15 protein-coding genes are annotated in these 13,227 nt (G+C 75.3%); 5 read left to right on the forward strand and 10 right to left on the reverse strand.

The window, feature by feature from the left end; genetic code table 11:
• The coding region (locus ABZW10_RS23385) for a phospholipase domain-containing protein (protein WP_355369032.1) at positions 1–779 on the forward strand (779 nt) is incomplete at its 5' end.
• A gap of 31 nt (positions 780–810) precedes the next feature.
• Here the strand turns inward: ABZW10_RS23385 and ABZW10_RS23390 are convergent.
• The 4 genes from ABZW10_RS23390 to ABZW10_RS23405 all read right to left on the reverse strand — a co-directional run bounded on the left by ABZW10_RS23390 (position 811) and on the right by ABZW10_RS23405 (position 4,875).
• The gene (locus tag ABZW10_RS23390; protein ID WP_355369216.1) at positions 811–1,668 is read right to left on the reverse strand and encodes a formylglycine-generating enzyme family protein; all 858 of its coding nucleotides are present in this window, start codon (positions 1,666–1,668) and stop codon (positions 811–813) included.
• A gap of 237 nt (positions 1,669–1,905) precedes the next feature.
• Positions 1,906–3,354 (reverse strand): sulfatase, encoded by a 1,449-nt coding sequence (locus ABZW10_RS23395; protein ID WP_355369034.1) that lies wholly within the window; start codon positions 3,352–3,354, stop codon positions 1,906–1,908.
• 281 nt (positions 3,355–3,635) lie between these two features.
• Positions 3,636–3,773, reverse strand: a complete 138-nt coding sequence (locus ABZW10_RS23400; RefSeq protein WP_355369218.1) for a putative leader peptide — start codon at positions 3,771–3,773, stop codon at positions 3,636–3,638.
• Positions 3,774–3,942: 169 nt separating this feature from the next.
• Complete coding sequence (locus tag ABZW10_RS23405; RefSeq protein ID WP_355369036.1) at positions 3,943–4,875, reverse strand: zinc-binding dehydrogenase; 933 nt, start codon at positions 4,873–4,875, stop codon at positions 3,943–3,945.
• Positions 4,876–4,954: 79 nt separating this feature from the next.
• Between ABZW10_RS23405 and ABZW10_RS23410 the strand changes: the two genes are divergently transcribed.
• Positions 4,955–5,620, forward strand: a complete 666-nt coding sequence (locus ABZW10_RS23410; RefSeq protein ID WP_355369038.1) for a TetR family transcriptional regulator — start codon at positions 4,955–4,957, stop codon at positions 5,618–5,620.
• A gap of 147 nt (positions 5,621–5,767) precedes the next feature.
• Here the strand turns inward: ABZW10_RS23410 and ABZW10_RS23415 are convergent, their stop codons facing one another.
• From ABZW10_RS23415 to ABZW10_RS23435, 5 genes are all read right to left on the reverse strand, one after another.
• Complete coding sequence (locus ABZW10_RS23415) at positions 5,768–6,445, reverse strand: phosphonatase-like hydrolase (protein WP_355369040.1); 678 nt, start codon at positions 6,443–6,445, stop codon at positions 5,768–5,770.
• Positions 6,446–6,480: 35 nt separating this feature from the next.
• A complete protein-coding gene (locus tag ABZW10_RS23420) occupies positions 6,481–7,602 on the reverse strand; it encodes a TIGR03364 family FAD-dependent oxidoreductase (RefSeq protein WP_355369042.1) in 1,122 nt (373 codons plus the stop codon).
• A 150-nt stretch (positions 7,603–7,752) separates the two neighbouring features.
• The gene (locus ABZW10_RS23425) at positions 7,753–8,265 is read right to left on the reverse strand and encodes a pyridoxamine 5'-phosphate oxidase family protein (protein WP_355369044.1); all 513 of its coding nucleotides are present in this window, start codon (positions 8,263–8,265) and stop codon (positions 7,753–7,755) included.
• A gap of 178 nt (positions 8,266–8,443) precedes the next feature.
• Positions 8,444–9,112: a phosphatase PAP2 family protein gene (locus ABZW10_RS23430; protein ID WP_355369046.1), complete on the reverse strand. Its 669-nt coding sequence runs from the start codon at positions 9,110–9,112 to the stop codon at positions 8,444–8,446.
• Entirely contained in the window at positions 9,112–9,327 is a 216-nt protein-coding gene (locus tag ABZW10_RS23435; protein ID WP_355369048.1) for a hypothetical protein, read from the reverse strand. The genes ABZW10_RS23430 and ABZW10_RS23435 overlap by 1 nt, the downstream gene beginning before the upstream one ends.
• Before the next feature lie 112 nt (positions 9,328–9,439).
• On the opposite strand from ABZW10_RS23435, the gene ABZW10_RS23440 reads away from it, so the two are divergent.
• The 3 genes from ABZW10_RS23440 to ABZW10_RS23450 all read left to right on the forward strand — a co-directional run bounded on the left by ABZW10_RS23440 (position 9,440) and on the right by ABZW10_RS23450 (position 12,676).
• The gene (locus tag ABZW10_RS23440) at positions 9,440–9,820 is read left to right on the forward strand and encodes a BlaI/MecI/CopY family transcriptional regulator (protein ID WP_355369050.1); all 381 of its coding nucleotides are present in this window, start codon (positions 9,440–9,442) and stop codon (positions 9,818–9,820) included.
• Positions 9,817–10,977, forward strand: a complete 1,161-nt coding sequence (locus ABZW10_RS23445; protein ID WP_355369052.1) for a M48 family metalloprotease — start codon at positions 9,817–9,819, stop codon at positions 10,975–10,977. The genes ABZW10_RS23440 and ABZW10_RS23445 overlap by 4 nt, the downstream gene beginning before the upstream one ends.
• Positions 10,978–11,131: 154 nt before the next feature.
• Entirely contained in the window at positions 11,132–12,676 is a 1,545-nt protein-coding gene (locus ABZW10_RS23450) for a GAF domain-containing protein (protein WP_355369054.1), read from the forward strand.
• 82 nt (positions 12,677–12,758) lie between these two features.
• Here the strand turns inward: ABZW10_RS23450 and ABZW10_RS23455 are convergent, their stop codons facing one another.
• Complete coding sequence (locus ABZW10_RS23455) at positions 12,759–13,154, reverse strand: SsgA family sporulation/cell division regulator (protein ID WP_355369056.1); 396 nt, start codon at positions 13,152–13,154, stop codon at positions 12,759–12,761.
• Between the last annotated feature and the right edge of the window lie 73 nt (positions 13,155–13,227).

The following is a 13,227-nucleotide window of genomic DNA, read 5'->3' on the forward strand; positions in this document are numbered from 1 at the left end:
TGCGCTTCATGGAGCAGGTGACCGGCGTCGCCGAGCCCAACATCTCCGCCTGGCGCCGCGCCGTCTGCGGCGACCTCACCAGCTGCTTCGACTTCACCGCCCCCGACTACTCGATCCCGCAACTCCCCGACACCAAAGCCCTGATGGCCAGGGCCGACGCGGGCACCAAGCTGCCGGGCGTGCAACTCCCCGCCGTCGGCGCCCAGTCCATGCCCGTCCAGGAGACCGGAACCCGCCCGCACCGCCGACTGCCCTACCGCCCCTGGGCGGAGGCCGCCGTCGACCGCGACACCGGCCTGATCGCCTGTACGCTGCGCAACGACGGCGGCGTCGCCTACCCGTTCACCGTCTACCCGAACACCGTCTACGCCTTCGCCGGCACCCCGTACACCGTGGCCCCCGGCGCGAGCCGCACCCACACCTGGGACGCCGCCACCACCGACGGCCGCTACGACTTCACCGTGCACGGCCCGGACGGCTTCGTCCGCCGCTACGCCGGGACGGTGGTCCGCGCCGAGCAGGACGACGTCGCGGTGCCGGTGGTGAACGCCGTGCCCGACGCCTCGGCACTCACCTTCACGCTCGCCAACGCCGGTCGGACGGCCGTCACCTTCACCCTCACGCCGAACGACTACGCGGGCACCGAGCAGACCGTCCGGGTCGGCCCGAACACCACGGCCACCGCCGTGTACCCGTTGGACCAGGGCCGCTACGACGTCACCGTGACGGCGGCCACCGGCACCCGCTTCACCCAGCGGTACGCGGGCACCCTGCACTGAGGGGGCGCCCCGCACCGGCCGGCACCCGGGGTCACCGGGCGTCCGCCGCCACCCGGAAGCCGATGTTCCCGGCCGAGCTGTCCGGTGTGTTGGAGCTGCGTGCCGCCACCCGGTAGCGGTAGCAGTAGGAGGCGTGGCACATGTGGGAGCCGCCGCGCATCACCCGTGCCTCGCCGTCCGGCGGGCCGATCGGGTCGCGGTTCGGGCCGGTGAGGTGGAAGTCCGCGCTGAACCGGTCCGCGCACCACTCCCAGACGTTGCCGACGGTGTTGTACAGGCCGAAGCCGTTCGGCCGGAAGGCGGTCACCGGGGCGGTCCCCCGGTGACCGTCGGCCGCCGTGTTCAGGGTGGGGAAGACGCCCTGCCAGGTGTTGCACATGTACCGGCCGCCCGGGGTGAGTTCGTCGCCCCACGGGTAGCGCGCCTGCTCCAGGCCGCCCCGGGCGGCGTACTCCCACTCGGCCTCGGTGGGCAGCCGGGTGCCCGACCAGGCGCAGTACGCCTGCGCGTCGTGCCACGAGACGTGCACCACGGGGTGGTTCTGGCGGGTGGTGACCGAGGAGCCCGGCCCCTCGGGCGCGCGCCAGCTCGCCCCGGCGACCGCCCGCCACCACGGCACGGCGGCCACCTGCGGGGAGGTGGTGGCCAGCCGTTCCGGCAGGAAGCCCTCGAAGACGTAGGAGAAGCCGAAGGTCTCCGCCTCGGTGCGGTGGCCGGTGGCCTTGACGAAGGTCGCGAAGGCCGCGTTGGTCACCGTGGTCGGCGCGATCCGGAACGGGCTCAACTCGACTTCGCGGACCGGCCCTTCACCGTCTTCCGGGTAGCCCTCCCGATCGTCCGTGCCCATCAGGAACCGCCCGCCGGCCAGGCCGGTGAGCTGCCGCGCCACCCGTGAGACGGCTCCGGGGGCGGCAAGCGTGAGGGCGACGGGCGCGACGGGCGCGGCGGGCGCGGCGGCCCCGTCGCCGTCACGGCCGGGGGCGCAGCAGGGCTTGGTGGTGGACACGGCGGTTCCTCGTTCTGGTCGGGGGTCGGGGTCCGGGGGTGGCGGCCGGCCACCACCCCCGGACCATCGGGGGAAGGGGAAGGGGAAGAGCCCGAGCGGGTCAGGCCGCCCGGCCGGGGGTCAGGCGGCCCGGTCGGCGGCCAGCTGCGCCGCCAACGCCGGTACGCCGAGCGCCTGTTCCTGCTGCGGGGTGGCCTGGTACAGCAGGTTGCTCAGCTGGTAGGGGTCGGCCGCCAGGTCGTAGTACTCGCGGAACTTCACCTCACCGGTGCCGGACACCGTGCCGTTCGCGTCGGTGTGCAGCGCGTAGTACTCGGTGTACTGCTTGTCGGCGGCCACGTAGGAGGACCAGGTGGGCGGGCCGCCTGCCGCCGTGCCCTGCTTCCACCACTCCACCAGCAGGTGGTCCCGGTCGGCGGCGGTGAGCAGCGAGTGGCCGTCCTGCGGCGTGTCGGGCGTGATGCCGACGGCGTCGAGGATGGTCGGGGCGACGTCGATGTTGGCGACGATCCGGTGGTCGGTGGTGCCCGCGCCGAGGCCGCCGGCCGGCCAGGAGAGGTAGAACGGCACCTCGTGCGCCGGGGAGTAGGGCACGGACTTCTTGAGCCAGCCGTGGTCGGCCCAGGTGTAGCCGTTGTCGCCGAGGTAGATCACCAGGGTGTTGTCCAGCTGGCCGAGCGCGACCAGCTTGTCGTGGACCGCCTGCACGGCGTCGTCGACGGAGAGCAGGGTGCGCAGCTGGCGGGTGCGCACCGCCTGGGCGTCGGCGAGGGTGGCGGTGGCGTTCTGGATGTAGCCGGGCTTGTCGCTGCGGTCGTCCTCGGGCACCGAGGGGCGCCCGTTCCACGGCGGGACGACGGTGTCCGCGTACTTGGGGGCCGGCACGTTGGGCTCGTGCGAGGCGTAGGGGGTGACGTAGGCGAACCAGGGGCGGGTGTCGGTGGCGGCCTTGTCGAGGAACGCCAGGGTGCGGTTCTTGATGATGTTGGTGGTGTAGCCGGTGAGGGTCTGGACGTCGCCGTCGATGTTCCAGGTGGCGTTGTTGTAGGCGGGCTGGAGCAGCGCCCACTCCTCGAAGTGCGGCGGGTTGTCCGCCACCGCCCAGGAGTTGAGGTACTTGCCGAACAGCCCGGTGCGGTAGCCGGCCTGCCGGAGGTAGCGCTGCACGGTGGTGTGCTGGTCGAGGCTGTGCGAGGCGCCGTTGTTGCGCACGCCGTGGTGGTGGGCGTAGCGGCCGGAGAACACCGAGGACCGCGAGGGCGCGCAGAGCGGCGTGGTGACGTGGCCGCGGGTGAAGCGGACGCCGTGGCCGGCGATCCAGTCCACGGTCTGCGGGGTGGCCCACTCGGTGTGCTTGGGCTGGTCGTCGGTGACGATCAGCAGGATGTTGGGCCGGGCGGCGCCCGCCCCGGCAGCGGCCTCGGCCGCCGCGGCGGCGGGGCGCGCCGCCGCGAGCTGGAGCGCCGCCGGGGCGGCGGCGGTGGCGGCCGCGGCCGCGGCGCCGGCGAGGAAGCCGCGCCGGCCGACCCGGGGCGAACCGTTCGTTTCCGAATCGCCGATCTCGCTCATGAATTCCCTCCATGCTTTTCGGTGATTCCGGACGCGGCGGCCCCGGGAAATATCAGGGGGCGGCACCGGAATCATTCACGGGGAAGCGGCCCACCGGCCCGCACGACGGTCGCGCCCGCCTCCCGGACGGCGTGCACGGGCGCGCGGTCCGACCGGGGATCCGCGGCGAAGGAATCGGGGCACCTCATCGACCTGCACGAACGGTGCGGGGACGAGCCACCCCGGGAAGGTCCGGCGTCCTGCGGCGGCCCCCGTCCACCCGTCCGGGGGCCGCCGCCGGTTCACGCCGGAGCGGCCGTACAGAGGGCGCTCGCGAGCCGTCCGAGATCGACGTGCCGGCGAGCAGCCAGGAACTCTCCAGCTGCCATGCGTGCGACTTTAGGAGTTCCCGGCGAACACTGGCAATACCCGGACGCCATTGTTTCGGCGGCATGTCGAATATCCGGCCGCGGGTTTCCCCTCGTCAACAATCAGGGTGGCGGCCGCGCGAGGGGACCGCAACGCGCCGCCCGGCCGGGGCCCGTCGCACTCCAGGGGCCCCGACCGCAACGGCCCTGCGCCTCATCCGCCTCATCCGCCTCATACGGCTCAGTCGTCGAAGGCCAGCACCGCCTTGCCGTGGAGCCGGCCGGCGAGCAGGGCGTCCACGGCATCGGCGGCGTCCCTCCAGCCGCCGCGCCAGGTGATGCCCGGGTCCAGTTCCCCCGCCGCGACGCGGTGGGCCAGCCAGGTGAGGTCCCGGTCCAGGCCGGTGCAGGCGAGCAGCATGAAGGTCACCAGGCTGCGGTCGTGCCGGTCCTGGTCCCCGAAGAGCGCACCGAAGGGGAAGGTCTCCCCTTCGCCCGCGCTGTGCCCGGCGGCGACCAGTGTGCCGCCCGGCCCCAGAGCCTCGTAGGCCTCCACCAGTTGGGGCCCGCCGACCAGGTCGATCACGCCGTCGACGGGCCGCGGGGACTCCTTCGGCGAGCCGACCACCTCGTGCGCCCCCAGGCGCCGCAGCAGAGCGCCGTTCCGTTCCGGCGCACCGGTGGACGCGATCACGTGCGCCCCCGCGGCGCGGGCGAGCTGGACGGTGTACCGGCCGACTCCGCCGGTGGCCCCGGTGACCAGGACGGTACGGCCGAGCAGTGGCCCCACCCGGTGCAGGGTACGCAGGGCGGTGGCACCGGCGACCGGGACGGTGGCGAGGTCCGCCGGGTCGGCCCCGGCGGGTGCCACGCCGATCAGCCCGGTGTCGACGGCCCGCAGTTCGGCCCAGGCACCGCCGGGCATCAGGGTGGTCACCGGGGTGCCGGGCGCCGGCCCGGAACCGTCGGCGGCGGCACGTTCCACGATTCCGGCGGCGTCCCAGCCGAGGACCGTGCCATCGGCCGCCGAGTCGAGGCCGAAGGCGACCTCCCCGTAGTTGAGCGAGGTGGCGGTGACCCGGATCAGCGCCTGGTGCGGGGCCGGTTCCGGATCGGGGGCCGTACCGAGGCGCAGGCGGCCGGGGGCCGAGCTGTCGACCAGGAGTGCACGCATGGAAGGTCCTCCCCAAGATTCTGCCACTGAGTGGCATAAGCCTACAGGTGGCATTACTCGCCGCGATAGGCTGACCACGATGACTCCCGAGACGGTCGCCGCCCCCGCGAAGCCGCCGCTGCGTGAACGCAGGAAACTGCGCACCCGGCAGGCGTTGATCGACACCGCACTGGAGCTGTTCGGCGAACACGGCTTCGACGGCGTGACACTGGACCGGCTGTGCGAGGCGGTCGAGGTCTCGAAGCGGACCTTCTTCCGCACGTTCAGCAGCAAGGAGGACGTCGCCATGGCGCCCACCCAGGACCTCTGGGCGGTGTTCCTGGAGGTCCTGGAGAGCTGCCCGCCGGACGGGCGTCGGCTGGTCTCGCTGTACGAGGACGCCCTGGTCGAGTCGATCGGCAGGATGCCGGACGGGGGCTGGGCCGAACGCGTGCTGGCGAGCCGGAAACTGGCCGCCCGGACGCCCTCGATGAGCGCCCACGGGCTGGCCTTCTGCGACCGGGTGGGCGGGGAGGCGGTCGCCGTCGCGGTGCGGCGCTTCACGCTGGACGCGACTGCGGACGGCGCCGCCCGGCTACGCGCCCGGCTCGCGCTCGACATGCTGTTGTCCGCGTTCCACCAGGCCCTCGCCGCATGGGTGGCACAACCGTCCGGACACACCCGCGAGGACCTCACCCGGCGCCTGCGAACCGTCTGCGCCGAGCTGCCGGGAGCCCTCGCGGCGACGGTGGAGCCGCGCGGCTGACAGGCCGGCGGGCGCACCGGCCACAACGGGTCCGGGCGGGCCGCGCGGACCGGCGCGGGCTCATGCCGGTCAGCGTACTTGGGGTGTGGAAAGCCGGCCGGGCGGGCGCGCCTCCCGTCGCGCCCGCCCGGTGTACCGGCCCCCGGCTCAGCCCGCCAGCAGCGCGGGCAGCCCGGCGACGGACGCCAGCACGTGCGTCGCCCCGTCCGCCCGCAGGCGCTCCTCGCCATGGGCGCCGGTGAGGACGCCGGCGACGACGGAGGCCCCGGCGCGCGAACCGGTCAGCATGTCGTAGCCGGTGTCGCCGGCCACCGCGATCCGACGGACCGAGTCGGTCCCGGTGCGCAGCAGCGCGGTGAGCGCCAGGTCGGGGTACGGGCGGCCGCGGCCGGCCTCGGCGGGGCAGAGCGTGAGGTCGGCGATCGACTCCCAGCCGAGGGCGGTGAGGATGCGGTCCTGGGTGGCCCGGGAGAAGCCGGTGGTGAGGACCACCTTGCGGCCCTGGCCGCGGAGTTCGGCGATGGCCTCGGCCGCGCCGGGCAGCGCCTCGCAGTGGCCGGCGTCGACGAGGTCGTGGTAGGCGGCCTCGAAGGCGGTGTTGGCGCGCTGGGCCTTCTCCTCCTCGCCGAACAGGTGGCGGAAGACGGAGATCTTGGACTCGCCCATGGTGGCGCGGACGTGCTCCAGCATGCGGGCGTGCTCGGGGCTGCCGGCCTCGACGCCGAGCGAGCCGGCGGCGGCCTGGAAGGCACGCTCGACCAGGCCGTCGTCGGCCACGGTGGTGCCGGCCATGTCCAGGACGACCAGGCTGATGTCGTACGGCATGATGTTCAGTTCCTCCGACGGTCTTACAGGCGGGCTTACAGGTTGGCGAGGTTCGCCGTGGTCTCGGCGATGGCGGGCGAGCAGGTCATGCCGCGGCCGCCGGGGCCGGTGACCAGCCAGACGCCGTCGCGCACGCGCTCGCGGTGGACGACCCGGGTGGTGTCGACGCACTGCGCGTACACGCCGGCCCAGCGGCGGCGGATCCGCGGCAGCGGGCGGCCGAGCAGGTCCTCGACCACGCCCACCAGGTGGTCGTACGGGTCCTCGACCACGTCGAAGCCGAAGGGCTGGTCGTACTCGTGGGTGTCGCCGATGGTGAGGCCGCCGTCCAGCCGCTGGACCATCAGCAGCTGCATCTTGTGCTCGGCGGCGACCGGCGACTGCGGCTGGACCTCGCGCAGGCGGTCCAGGGCGCTGCCGGCGAAGGCCGGGTAGTAGCGGAAGGAGTCGCCGTCGGCGACCGAGGTGGTCAGCGGCTCGCCCAGCGGGTCGGTCTGCATCATCTGCAGCCGCACCTTGCGGACCGGCAGCCCGGGCGCCAGCTCGCGGACCAGGCCGCCCAGCCAGGCGCCGGTGCACAGCACGACCAGGTCGCCGGTGTGGACGTCGCCGTGGTCGTCGCGGACGGCGTTCTCGCCGATGACGTCGCGGACCTCGCGGCCGGGCAGGAAGGTGTACCGGCCGGTGGCGGTCAGGGCGGCGCGCAGCGCGGGCTGGGCGACGCGCGACTCGACGGCGGCGTCCCGCTCGCAGTGCAGGGCGCCGAGCAGCTTGCCGCGCAGGGCCGGATTGAGGGCCCGGGTCTGCTCCGGGTCGAGCAGCCGGTAGCCGCGAAGCTCGGCGTCGGGCAGCGTCAGCGCCTGTTCGGCGACCGCGAGCTCCGCCTCGGTGCGGATCGCGGTGAGCGATCCGTTGGCGCGGAAGCCGAGGCCGGGCACCTGCCCGCCGATCCGCTCCCACAGCTCGCGGGCCCGCACCGCGGTGTCCAGCTCCTCGCCCTGGGCCCGGCCGCTGACCCAGACCAGGCCGAAGTTGCGCACCGAGGCGCCGCGCGCCTCCGCCTCGCGCTCCAGGTGGACGACCTCGTGACCGCGCTCGACGGCCTGCCAGGCGTGCATGGTGCCGAGCACGCCTGCTCCTACGACGATGACTCTCATGCGGCCAGGCTGATGCCACCGGGTGTCCGAGGGGCGTCCGAACGGCGGATCCCAGATGAACCGGCCGATAAGTTGTACAGACAACCTGGCGGACGGGCCCGCCTCTAGACCACCGGGCCGGCCCGCCACCGCGCCACCGGGCCGGGCGGCTCAGCGCCGCACGGCCGCCCGCAGGTAGTGCCGCCGGCCGAACTTCGGCTCGTCCACCGCCGTCAGCTCCTCCACCTGGAAGCGGTACAGCGCCGCCGCCCCGCCCCCGGTCAGGAACTGCCGCCGGACCTCGTCGTCCTGCGCGAAGGCGGGGTAACGCCCCTGGTAGGCCGCCAGCGCCGCCTCCGCCTGGCGTCCCCACGCCTCGCCCGCGCTGCCGGTCAGCTGCAGGCCGCGCAGCTGCTCGCCGAAGACCGGCGGCGGCAGGAACACCGTGGCCGCCGCCCGGGCCTCCTCGGCCAGGTGGTGGCTGTGCCGGGTGGCGCGCTCGCTGACGAAGTAGAGGACGAGGTCGTCGTCGTGGGCGAAGAAGGCGAGGTTGGCGTGCGGGCCGTGCTCGTGGCCGGCGGTCGCGAGGGTGAGCACCATCGCCTCGGCCAGCAGCCCCTCGACGCCCTTGGCGAGCTCCTCGGCCGGCCAGTCCCCCTGGGTGATGTCGAGTCGGTACGGCATGGGCAGCACTTCCCTCCACTGGCACGCCCGGCGCGCGCGGCGCCCTGGCACGACTGAGCCGGGCGGGTGCTCCCCTGGGGGGCAGCCGCGCCCGGCTCACATGCTCTCCCCGCCACCCCGGCCGCACAAGGGCCGGGACGGCGGCCACGCCCCGGTCGGGGGGTCCGCTCCGGTGCCGTCAGTCCTGCCGGGCGCCGACCGGCCGACCGGCCGGCGCCGCGACCGCCTGCGGACCCGCACCGAGCAGCGGCCGCAGCGGGCCGGAACGGGCCCGTTCCACCAGCGGACCGGCCGCACCGGCCGCCAGCGCGAGCGGGAGGGCCACCAGCAGGCCGACCAGCGCGCCGACCAGCACGTCGTGCGGGTAGTGCACGCCGACCCAGACCCGGGAGGCGCCCATCAGCACGGCGGCCACCGCGGCGACGGCGCCGATCCGCCGGTCGGCGAACCAGAGCGCGACGGCCGCCGCGACCGCGATCACCGTGTGGTTGCTCGGGAAGGACCAGTCACCGGCGCCCGGGCAGGTCTCCAGGGTGTTGCGCACGTGCAGCTGGTCGCACGGCCGGACCTCCTCCACCAGCCCCTTGAAGCCGGAGTTCACCGCGTAGGCGACGACCACGATCAGCGGCGAGGCCAGCACCCTGGCCTGCACCGCCGCAGCGCTGCCGCGCGCCCGCCACCAGGCGGCGAGCATCAGCAGCGCGAACAGGCCGAGGCCGACCAGCGACCACACCTCGACCAGCTGGTTGAACCAGTGCGGCGCGGCGTCCGCCCAGCCGACCACCCGGCGGTACAGGCCGCCGTCGATGCCACTGCCGTCGTACACGGCCAGCTCGTTGAACGTCATCACCGGACCTCACCACCGCGACGGTGGGCCCGCCGGACGCCGAACACTTCGAGAACAATCAGGAGCATGGAGACAACTACTACCAGAAGCGGGGTGATCGACACATAACGGTCGATACCGGTCATGAACGGACCGAATACGGACCCCGCGAGCGCACCGAGCACACCGAACACATCCGCGCCGGCGGGCGCCGCATCGGCGAACGACTGGAACACGACCGGCGGACCTCCCGTACGTTGGTGGGCGGCACCGCAGCGCACGCCCGACCGTCTACAGTCACGTAGACGGTCTACATGACTGTAGACGATAGCTGGAGGAACCCCCGCCATGTCCGACGTACCGTCCGCCCGCCGGCCCGCCGGCGAGTTGGAGGCCGAGGTGCTCGCCGCCCTCTGGGCCGCCGACCGGCCGCTGACGCCGCAGGACGTCCAGGGGTCGCTCGGCGCCGACCTGGCCCGGACCACCGTGACGACGATCCTCGCCCGGCTGCACGACAAGGGGACGGTGCACCGCACCCGCGCCGGACGCGGCTACGCCTACGTCCCCGCGGTCGCCGACCCCGCCGGACTGGCCGCCCGCCGGATGCACGCCGAACTGGGCCGGGAGGCCGACCGCTCGACGGTGCTCGCCCGGTTCGTCTCCGACCTCTCCGCGGCGGACGAGCGGCTGCTGCGCGACCTGCTCGGCGACGAGGACGCCGCCCGGTGATCGTCGCGGTCTGGGCCCCGCTGCTGCTGCCCTTCCTCGCCGTGCTGCCGGCCCGCCGGCTCGCCGAGGCGCTGTCGCCGCGCGCCGCCGTCTGGACGCTGGCCGCCACCGCGGCCGTGCTCGCGGGCGGCACGCTGTGCTCGCTGGGCCTGCTCACCGTCGCCGGACTGCTCCGGCTCCCGCCGGTCGCCGCCCTCGGCCACCTCTCGCCGCACTGGCTCGCCGCCGGACCGCCCGGCACCCCGACGGCGGCGGCGGTGTCGGCCGCCCTGGCGCTCGCCGCCCTCGTGGCCCTCGGACTGCGCACGGTACGCCTCCGCCGACGCGACCTGGACGCCGCCCGCACCGCCGTCGACGCCACCTCCCCCCGGGCCGCCTCCACCGCGCCGACCTCCACCGGGCGCGCCGCGGGAACCGCCGCCGACGCCGCCACCCGGGCACCGGGCCCGCCGCACGGCCCGAACGACCAGCATCCGGACACGCGCCCCCCGCGCGCACCCGTGCGCTGGGCGCGCACCCCATGGACCCAGCGCGTCAGGCGACTGCTCACCACCCCGCCCGCCACCGAACTCGCCGTCCTGCCCGACGAGCAGGCCGACGCCTTCGCCCTGCCCGGCCGCCCGCGTCGCCCCGGCCGGCCCGCCGAACCCGGCCGGATCGTGGTCACCGCCGGCATGCTGCGCGCCCTGGACGCCCCCGAGCGCGCGGCCCTGCTCGCCCACGAGCGCGCCCACCTGACCGCCCGCCACCACCTGTTCCTCGCCCTGGCCGCCCACGCGGCCGCCGCCCACCCGGCCCTGCGGGCCCTGCGCGCACCGCTCGGCTACCACCTGGAACGCTGGGCCGACGAGTCCGCGGCCGCCCGGGTCGGCGACCGCAGGGTGACCGCCCGCGCGGTGGGCCGGGCCGCCCTCGCCGCCGGCCGCTCCCCCTGGCCGGGCCGCCCCCGGCACGCCCCCGCGGCCCACGGCGGACCGGTCCCCCGTCGGGTCGCCGCCCTGCTCCACCCACGCCCCGCCGGGGCGGTCGCCGCCCGCCGGACCGCCGCCCTGGCCCTGACCGCCTGCCTCGCCCTCACCGCCGTGACCTGCCTCGATGCCACCGCCGACCTCCACCACACCGTCGAGACCGCCCAGCAGCAGACGCCCGCCCGCTAGAACGCACGAGCCACAATTCGTTGGCATGACCACTCTCATACCGTCTGGTATTCCGAGTTGGCAGACCCCATCCCCAGGAACCGGTGGCGCCCGTACGCTTTCGTCAGCGCGTCGGCCCCGGCGCGCCCTCGAACGGCGGCGAGGAGCGACACGAGTGCGGCAGTCCGGACGGCAGACCCGACGACCCGAACGCCGCACCGCGCAGAGCGCGGCCGAACTGGCCAAGGTCCACGAGCGCGCCCTCGCCGAGGCCGCCGCCCGCGCCGCCCACCGGGACGCCGCCGCCCCCGACGACCCACCCTTCCACCAGCCCCGCCCCGAGATCGGCGACTCCTGGGAGCGCCTGCGCCGCCTCGGCCTCGACCCGGACGCCGGCGCCGCCGCCGTCCACCTCGGCCCCGCCGAGATCGAGCACCGCCGCCGGGCCAGCGGCCTCGACCCGCTGCTCCCGATCCTCCGCGGCACCCTGGTGGAGCAGGTCGAGCAGCCCCCGCTGATCCTCGCGATCACCGACGCCGACGGCCACATCCTCTGGCAGGAGGGCGAACGCGGCCTGCGCCGCAGCGCCGACCGGATCGGCTTCCTCACCGGTGCCCGCTGGGTGGAGGAGCGGGTCGGCACCAACGGCATAGCCGCCGCCCTGCGCGCCGAGCGCCCGATGCACGTCCACTCCTCCGAGCACTACCTGCGCAGCCACCACTCCTGGACCTGCGTCGCCGCCCCGGTGCACGACCCCGGCACCGGCCGGCTGATCGGCGCGATCAACCTCAGCGGCCCGGCCCACTCCGTCCGCCCATACCTGCTCCAGCTGACCGCCACCGCCGCCAAGCTCGCCGAGACCGAGCTGCGCGCCCGCCGGCTCGAATCCCTGCACCACCTGCGCACCCTGGCCGCCCCGATGCTGGCCCGGGTGAACGGCCCCGCCCTGGTCGTGGACGCGGCGGGCTGGACGGCGGCCGCGGCGGGACTGCCGCCACCGGCCCGGCTGCGGCTGCCCGCCGAGGGCTGGAACTCGGCCGCCGTGCACTGGCTGCCCAGCCTGGGCGAGTGCGTGATCGAGCCGCTCGCCGACGGCTGGCTGGTCCGCCCGCTCCTGCCGCAGGACACCGCACCGGCCGCACCGGGCGAGCCGGACGGCCCCGGCGGCCCGGGCGGGGACACCGCCGGCCCCGCCGCCGGACTGCTGGCCGAGCAGGCCGAGGGGGCCAGGGTCCGGCTCGACCTGCGCCGCGCGGGCAGCCCCGGCCTCTCGGTGCACGGCGCGGCCGGCAGCTGGTCGCACGCGCTCAGCCCGCGCCACGCCGAGCTGCTGCTCCTGCTGGCCACCGAACGCGAGGGCCTCAGCGCCGCCCAGCTGGCCGACGCGCTGTTCGGGGACCCGGCCCGGACCGTGACGGTGCGGGCCGAGCTGTCCCGGCTGCGCCGCTACCTCGGCGGCCTGCTGGCCCACCGGCCGTACCGCTTCGCCGAGTCGGTGCTGGTCGCGGTGGCCGGCCCGGACGATCCGTACGACCTGCTGCCGACCTCCTCGGCGCCGGCCGTGCGCAGGCTCCGCGCGGGGCTGGTCGGCGGGACGGTCCGGCTGCCCGGGACGCCGCCGTTACCGGGCCCGCGCCCCCCGGCCGACGGGTCCGCGCCGCCGCGTCCGCGAACCGACCGTCTCCCCCTGTCGCCCCTGCCGCCCCCGCGACCCTCGTAACCCTCGTCGCCCCTGCGGCCCACCGTCCCCGGGGCCACCGCCCCGGGGTCCTCCGTCCGCCGGGGCCCTCCGTCTGCCGGGCTCAGTGGCCGCCGGCGAGCAGTTCGGAGAGCTCGTCGTCACTCGGCCCGTGGGCCTGCTCGGCCGCCTCCGAGACCATCGCGTACGTGCGGTCCAGCCACTCCTGGACCTTCGGCCTGGAGGCCTCCAGCAGGGCGCTGCCGTGCGGGGACTCGAGCGCCAGGTGCAACGTCGAGCCGTGGCACGGGCAGTACGCCGGCCACAGCTTGACGTCGCCCTGGCCGCTCAACGAGCGGAGGCCGTCGCGCAGCAGTTCGCGCGAGAACACCCAGTCGGCCTCGTCCGGCCTCCCCAGGTGGAACGTCAGCAGCACCTCGTACGGGCGCGCGGCGTCGAACCGGAACCGCGTACGGACCTCTCCGACCACCTCCTCGCCCAACGAGATCCGCAGCGTCAACACCTCCTCCACCGCCGCCGGAGCGGCGGTGGAGCCTGCCTCATCGCCGCCCGTGGGGGTAGCGGCGAGGGGG

The organism is Kitasatospora sp. NPDC004723 (genome assembly GCF_040609255.1).
Classification (GTDB): domain Bacteria; phylum Actinomycetota; class Actinomycetes; order Streptomycetales; family Streptomycetaceae; genus Kitasatospora.

What these genes read in the sequence shown, in the direction of transcription:
- ABZW10_RS23400 (WP_355369218.1), bottom strand. Translation starts at nt 3,773, where the DNA reads ATGGCGTCCGGGTATTGCCAGTGTTCGCCGGGAACTCCTAAAGTCGCA.
- ABZW10_RS23425 (WP_355369044.1), bottom strand. Translation starts at nt 8,265, where the DNA reads ATGCCGTACCGACTCGACATCACCCAGGGGGACTGGCCGGCCGAGGAG.
- ABZW10_RS23405 (WP_355369036.1), bottom strand. Translation starts at nt 4,875, where the DNA reads ATGCGTGCACTCCTGGTCGACAGCTCGGCCCCCGGCCGCCTGCGCCTC.
- ABZW10_RS23395 (WP_355369034.1), bottom strand. Translation starts at nt 3,354, where the DNA reads ATGAGCGAGATCGGCGATTCGGAAACGAACGGTTCGCCCCGGGTCGGC.
- ABZW10_RS23415 (WP_355369040.1), bottom strand. Translation starts at nt 6,445, where the DNA reads ATGCCGTACGACATCAGCCTGGTCGTCCTGGACATGGCCGGCACCACC.
- ABZW10_RS23440 (WP_355369050.1), top strand. Translation starts at nt 9,440, where the DNA reads ATGTCCGACGTACCGTCCGCCCGCCGGCCCGCCGGCGAGTTGGAGGCC.
- ABZW10_RS23430 (WP_355369046.1), bottom strand. Translation starts at nt 9,112, where the DNA reads ATGACGTTCAACGAGCTGGCCGTGTACGACGGCAGTGGCATCGACGGC.
- ABZW10_RS23410 (WP_355369038.1), top strand. Translation starts at nt 4,955, where the DNA reads ATGACTCCCGAGACGGTCGCCGCCCCCGCGAAGCCGCCGCTGCGTGAA.
- ABZW10_RS23420 (WP_355369042.1), bottom strand. Translation starts at nt 7,602, where the DNA reads ATGAGAGTCATCGTCGTAGGAGCAGGCGTGCTCGGCACCATGCACGCC.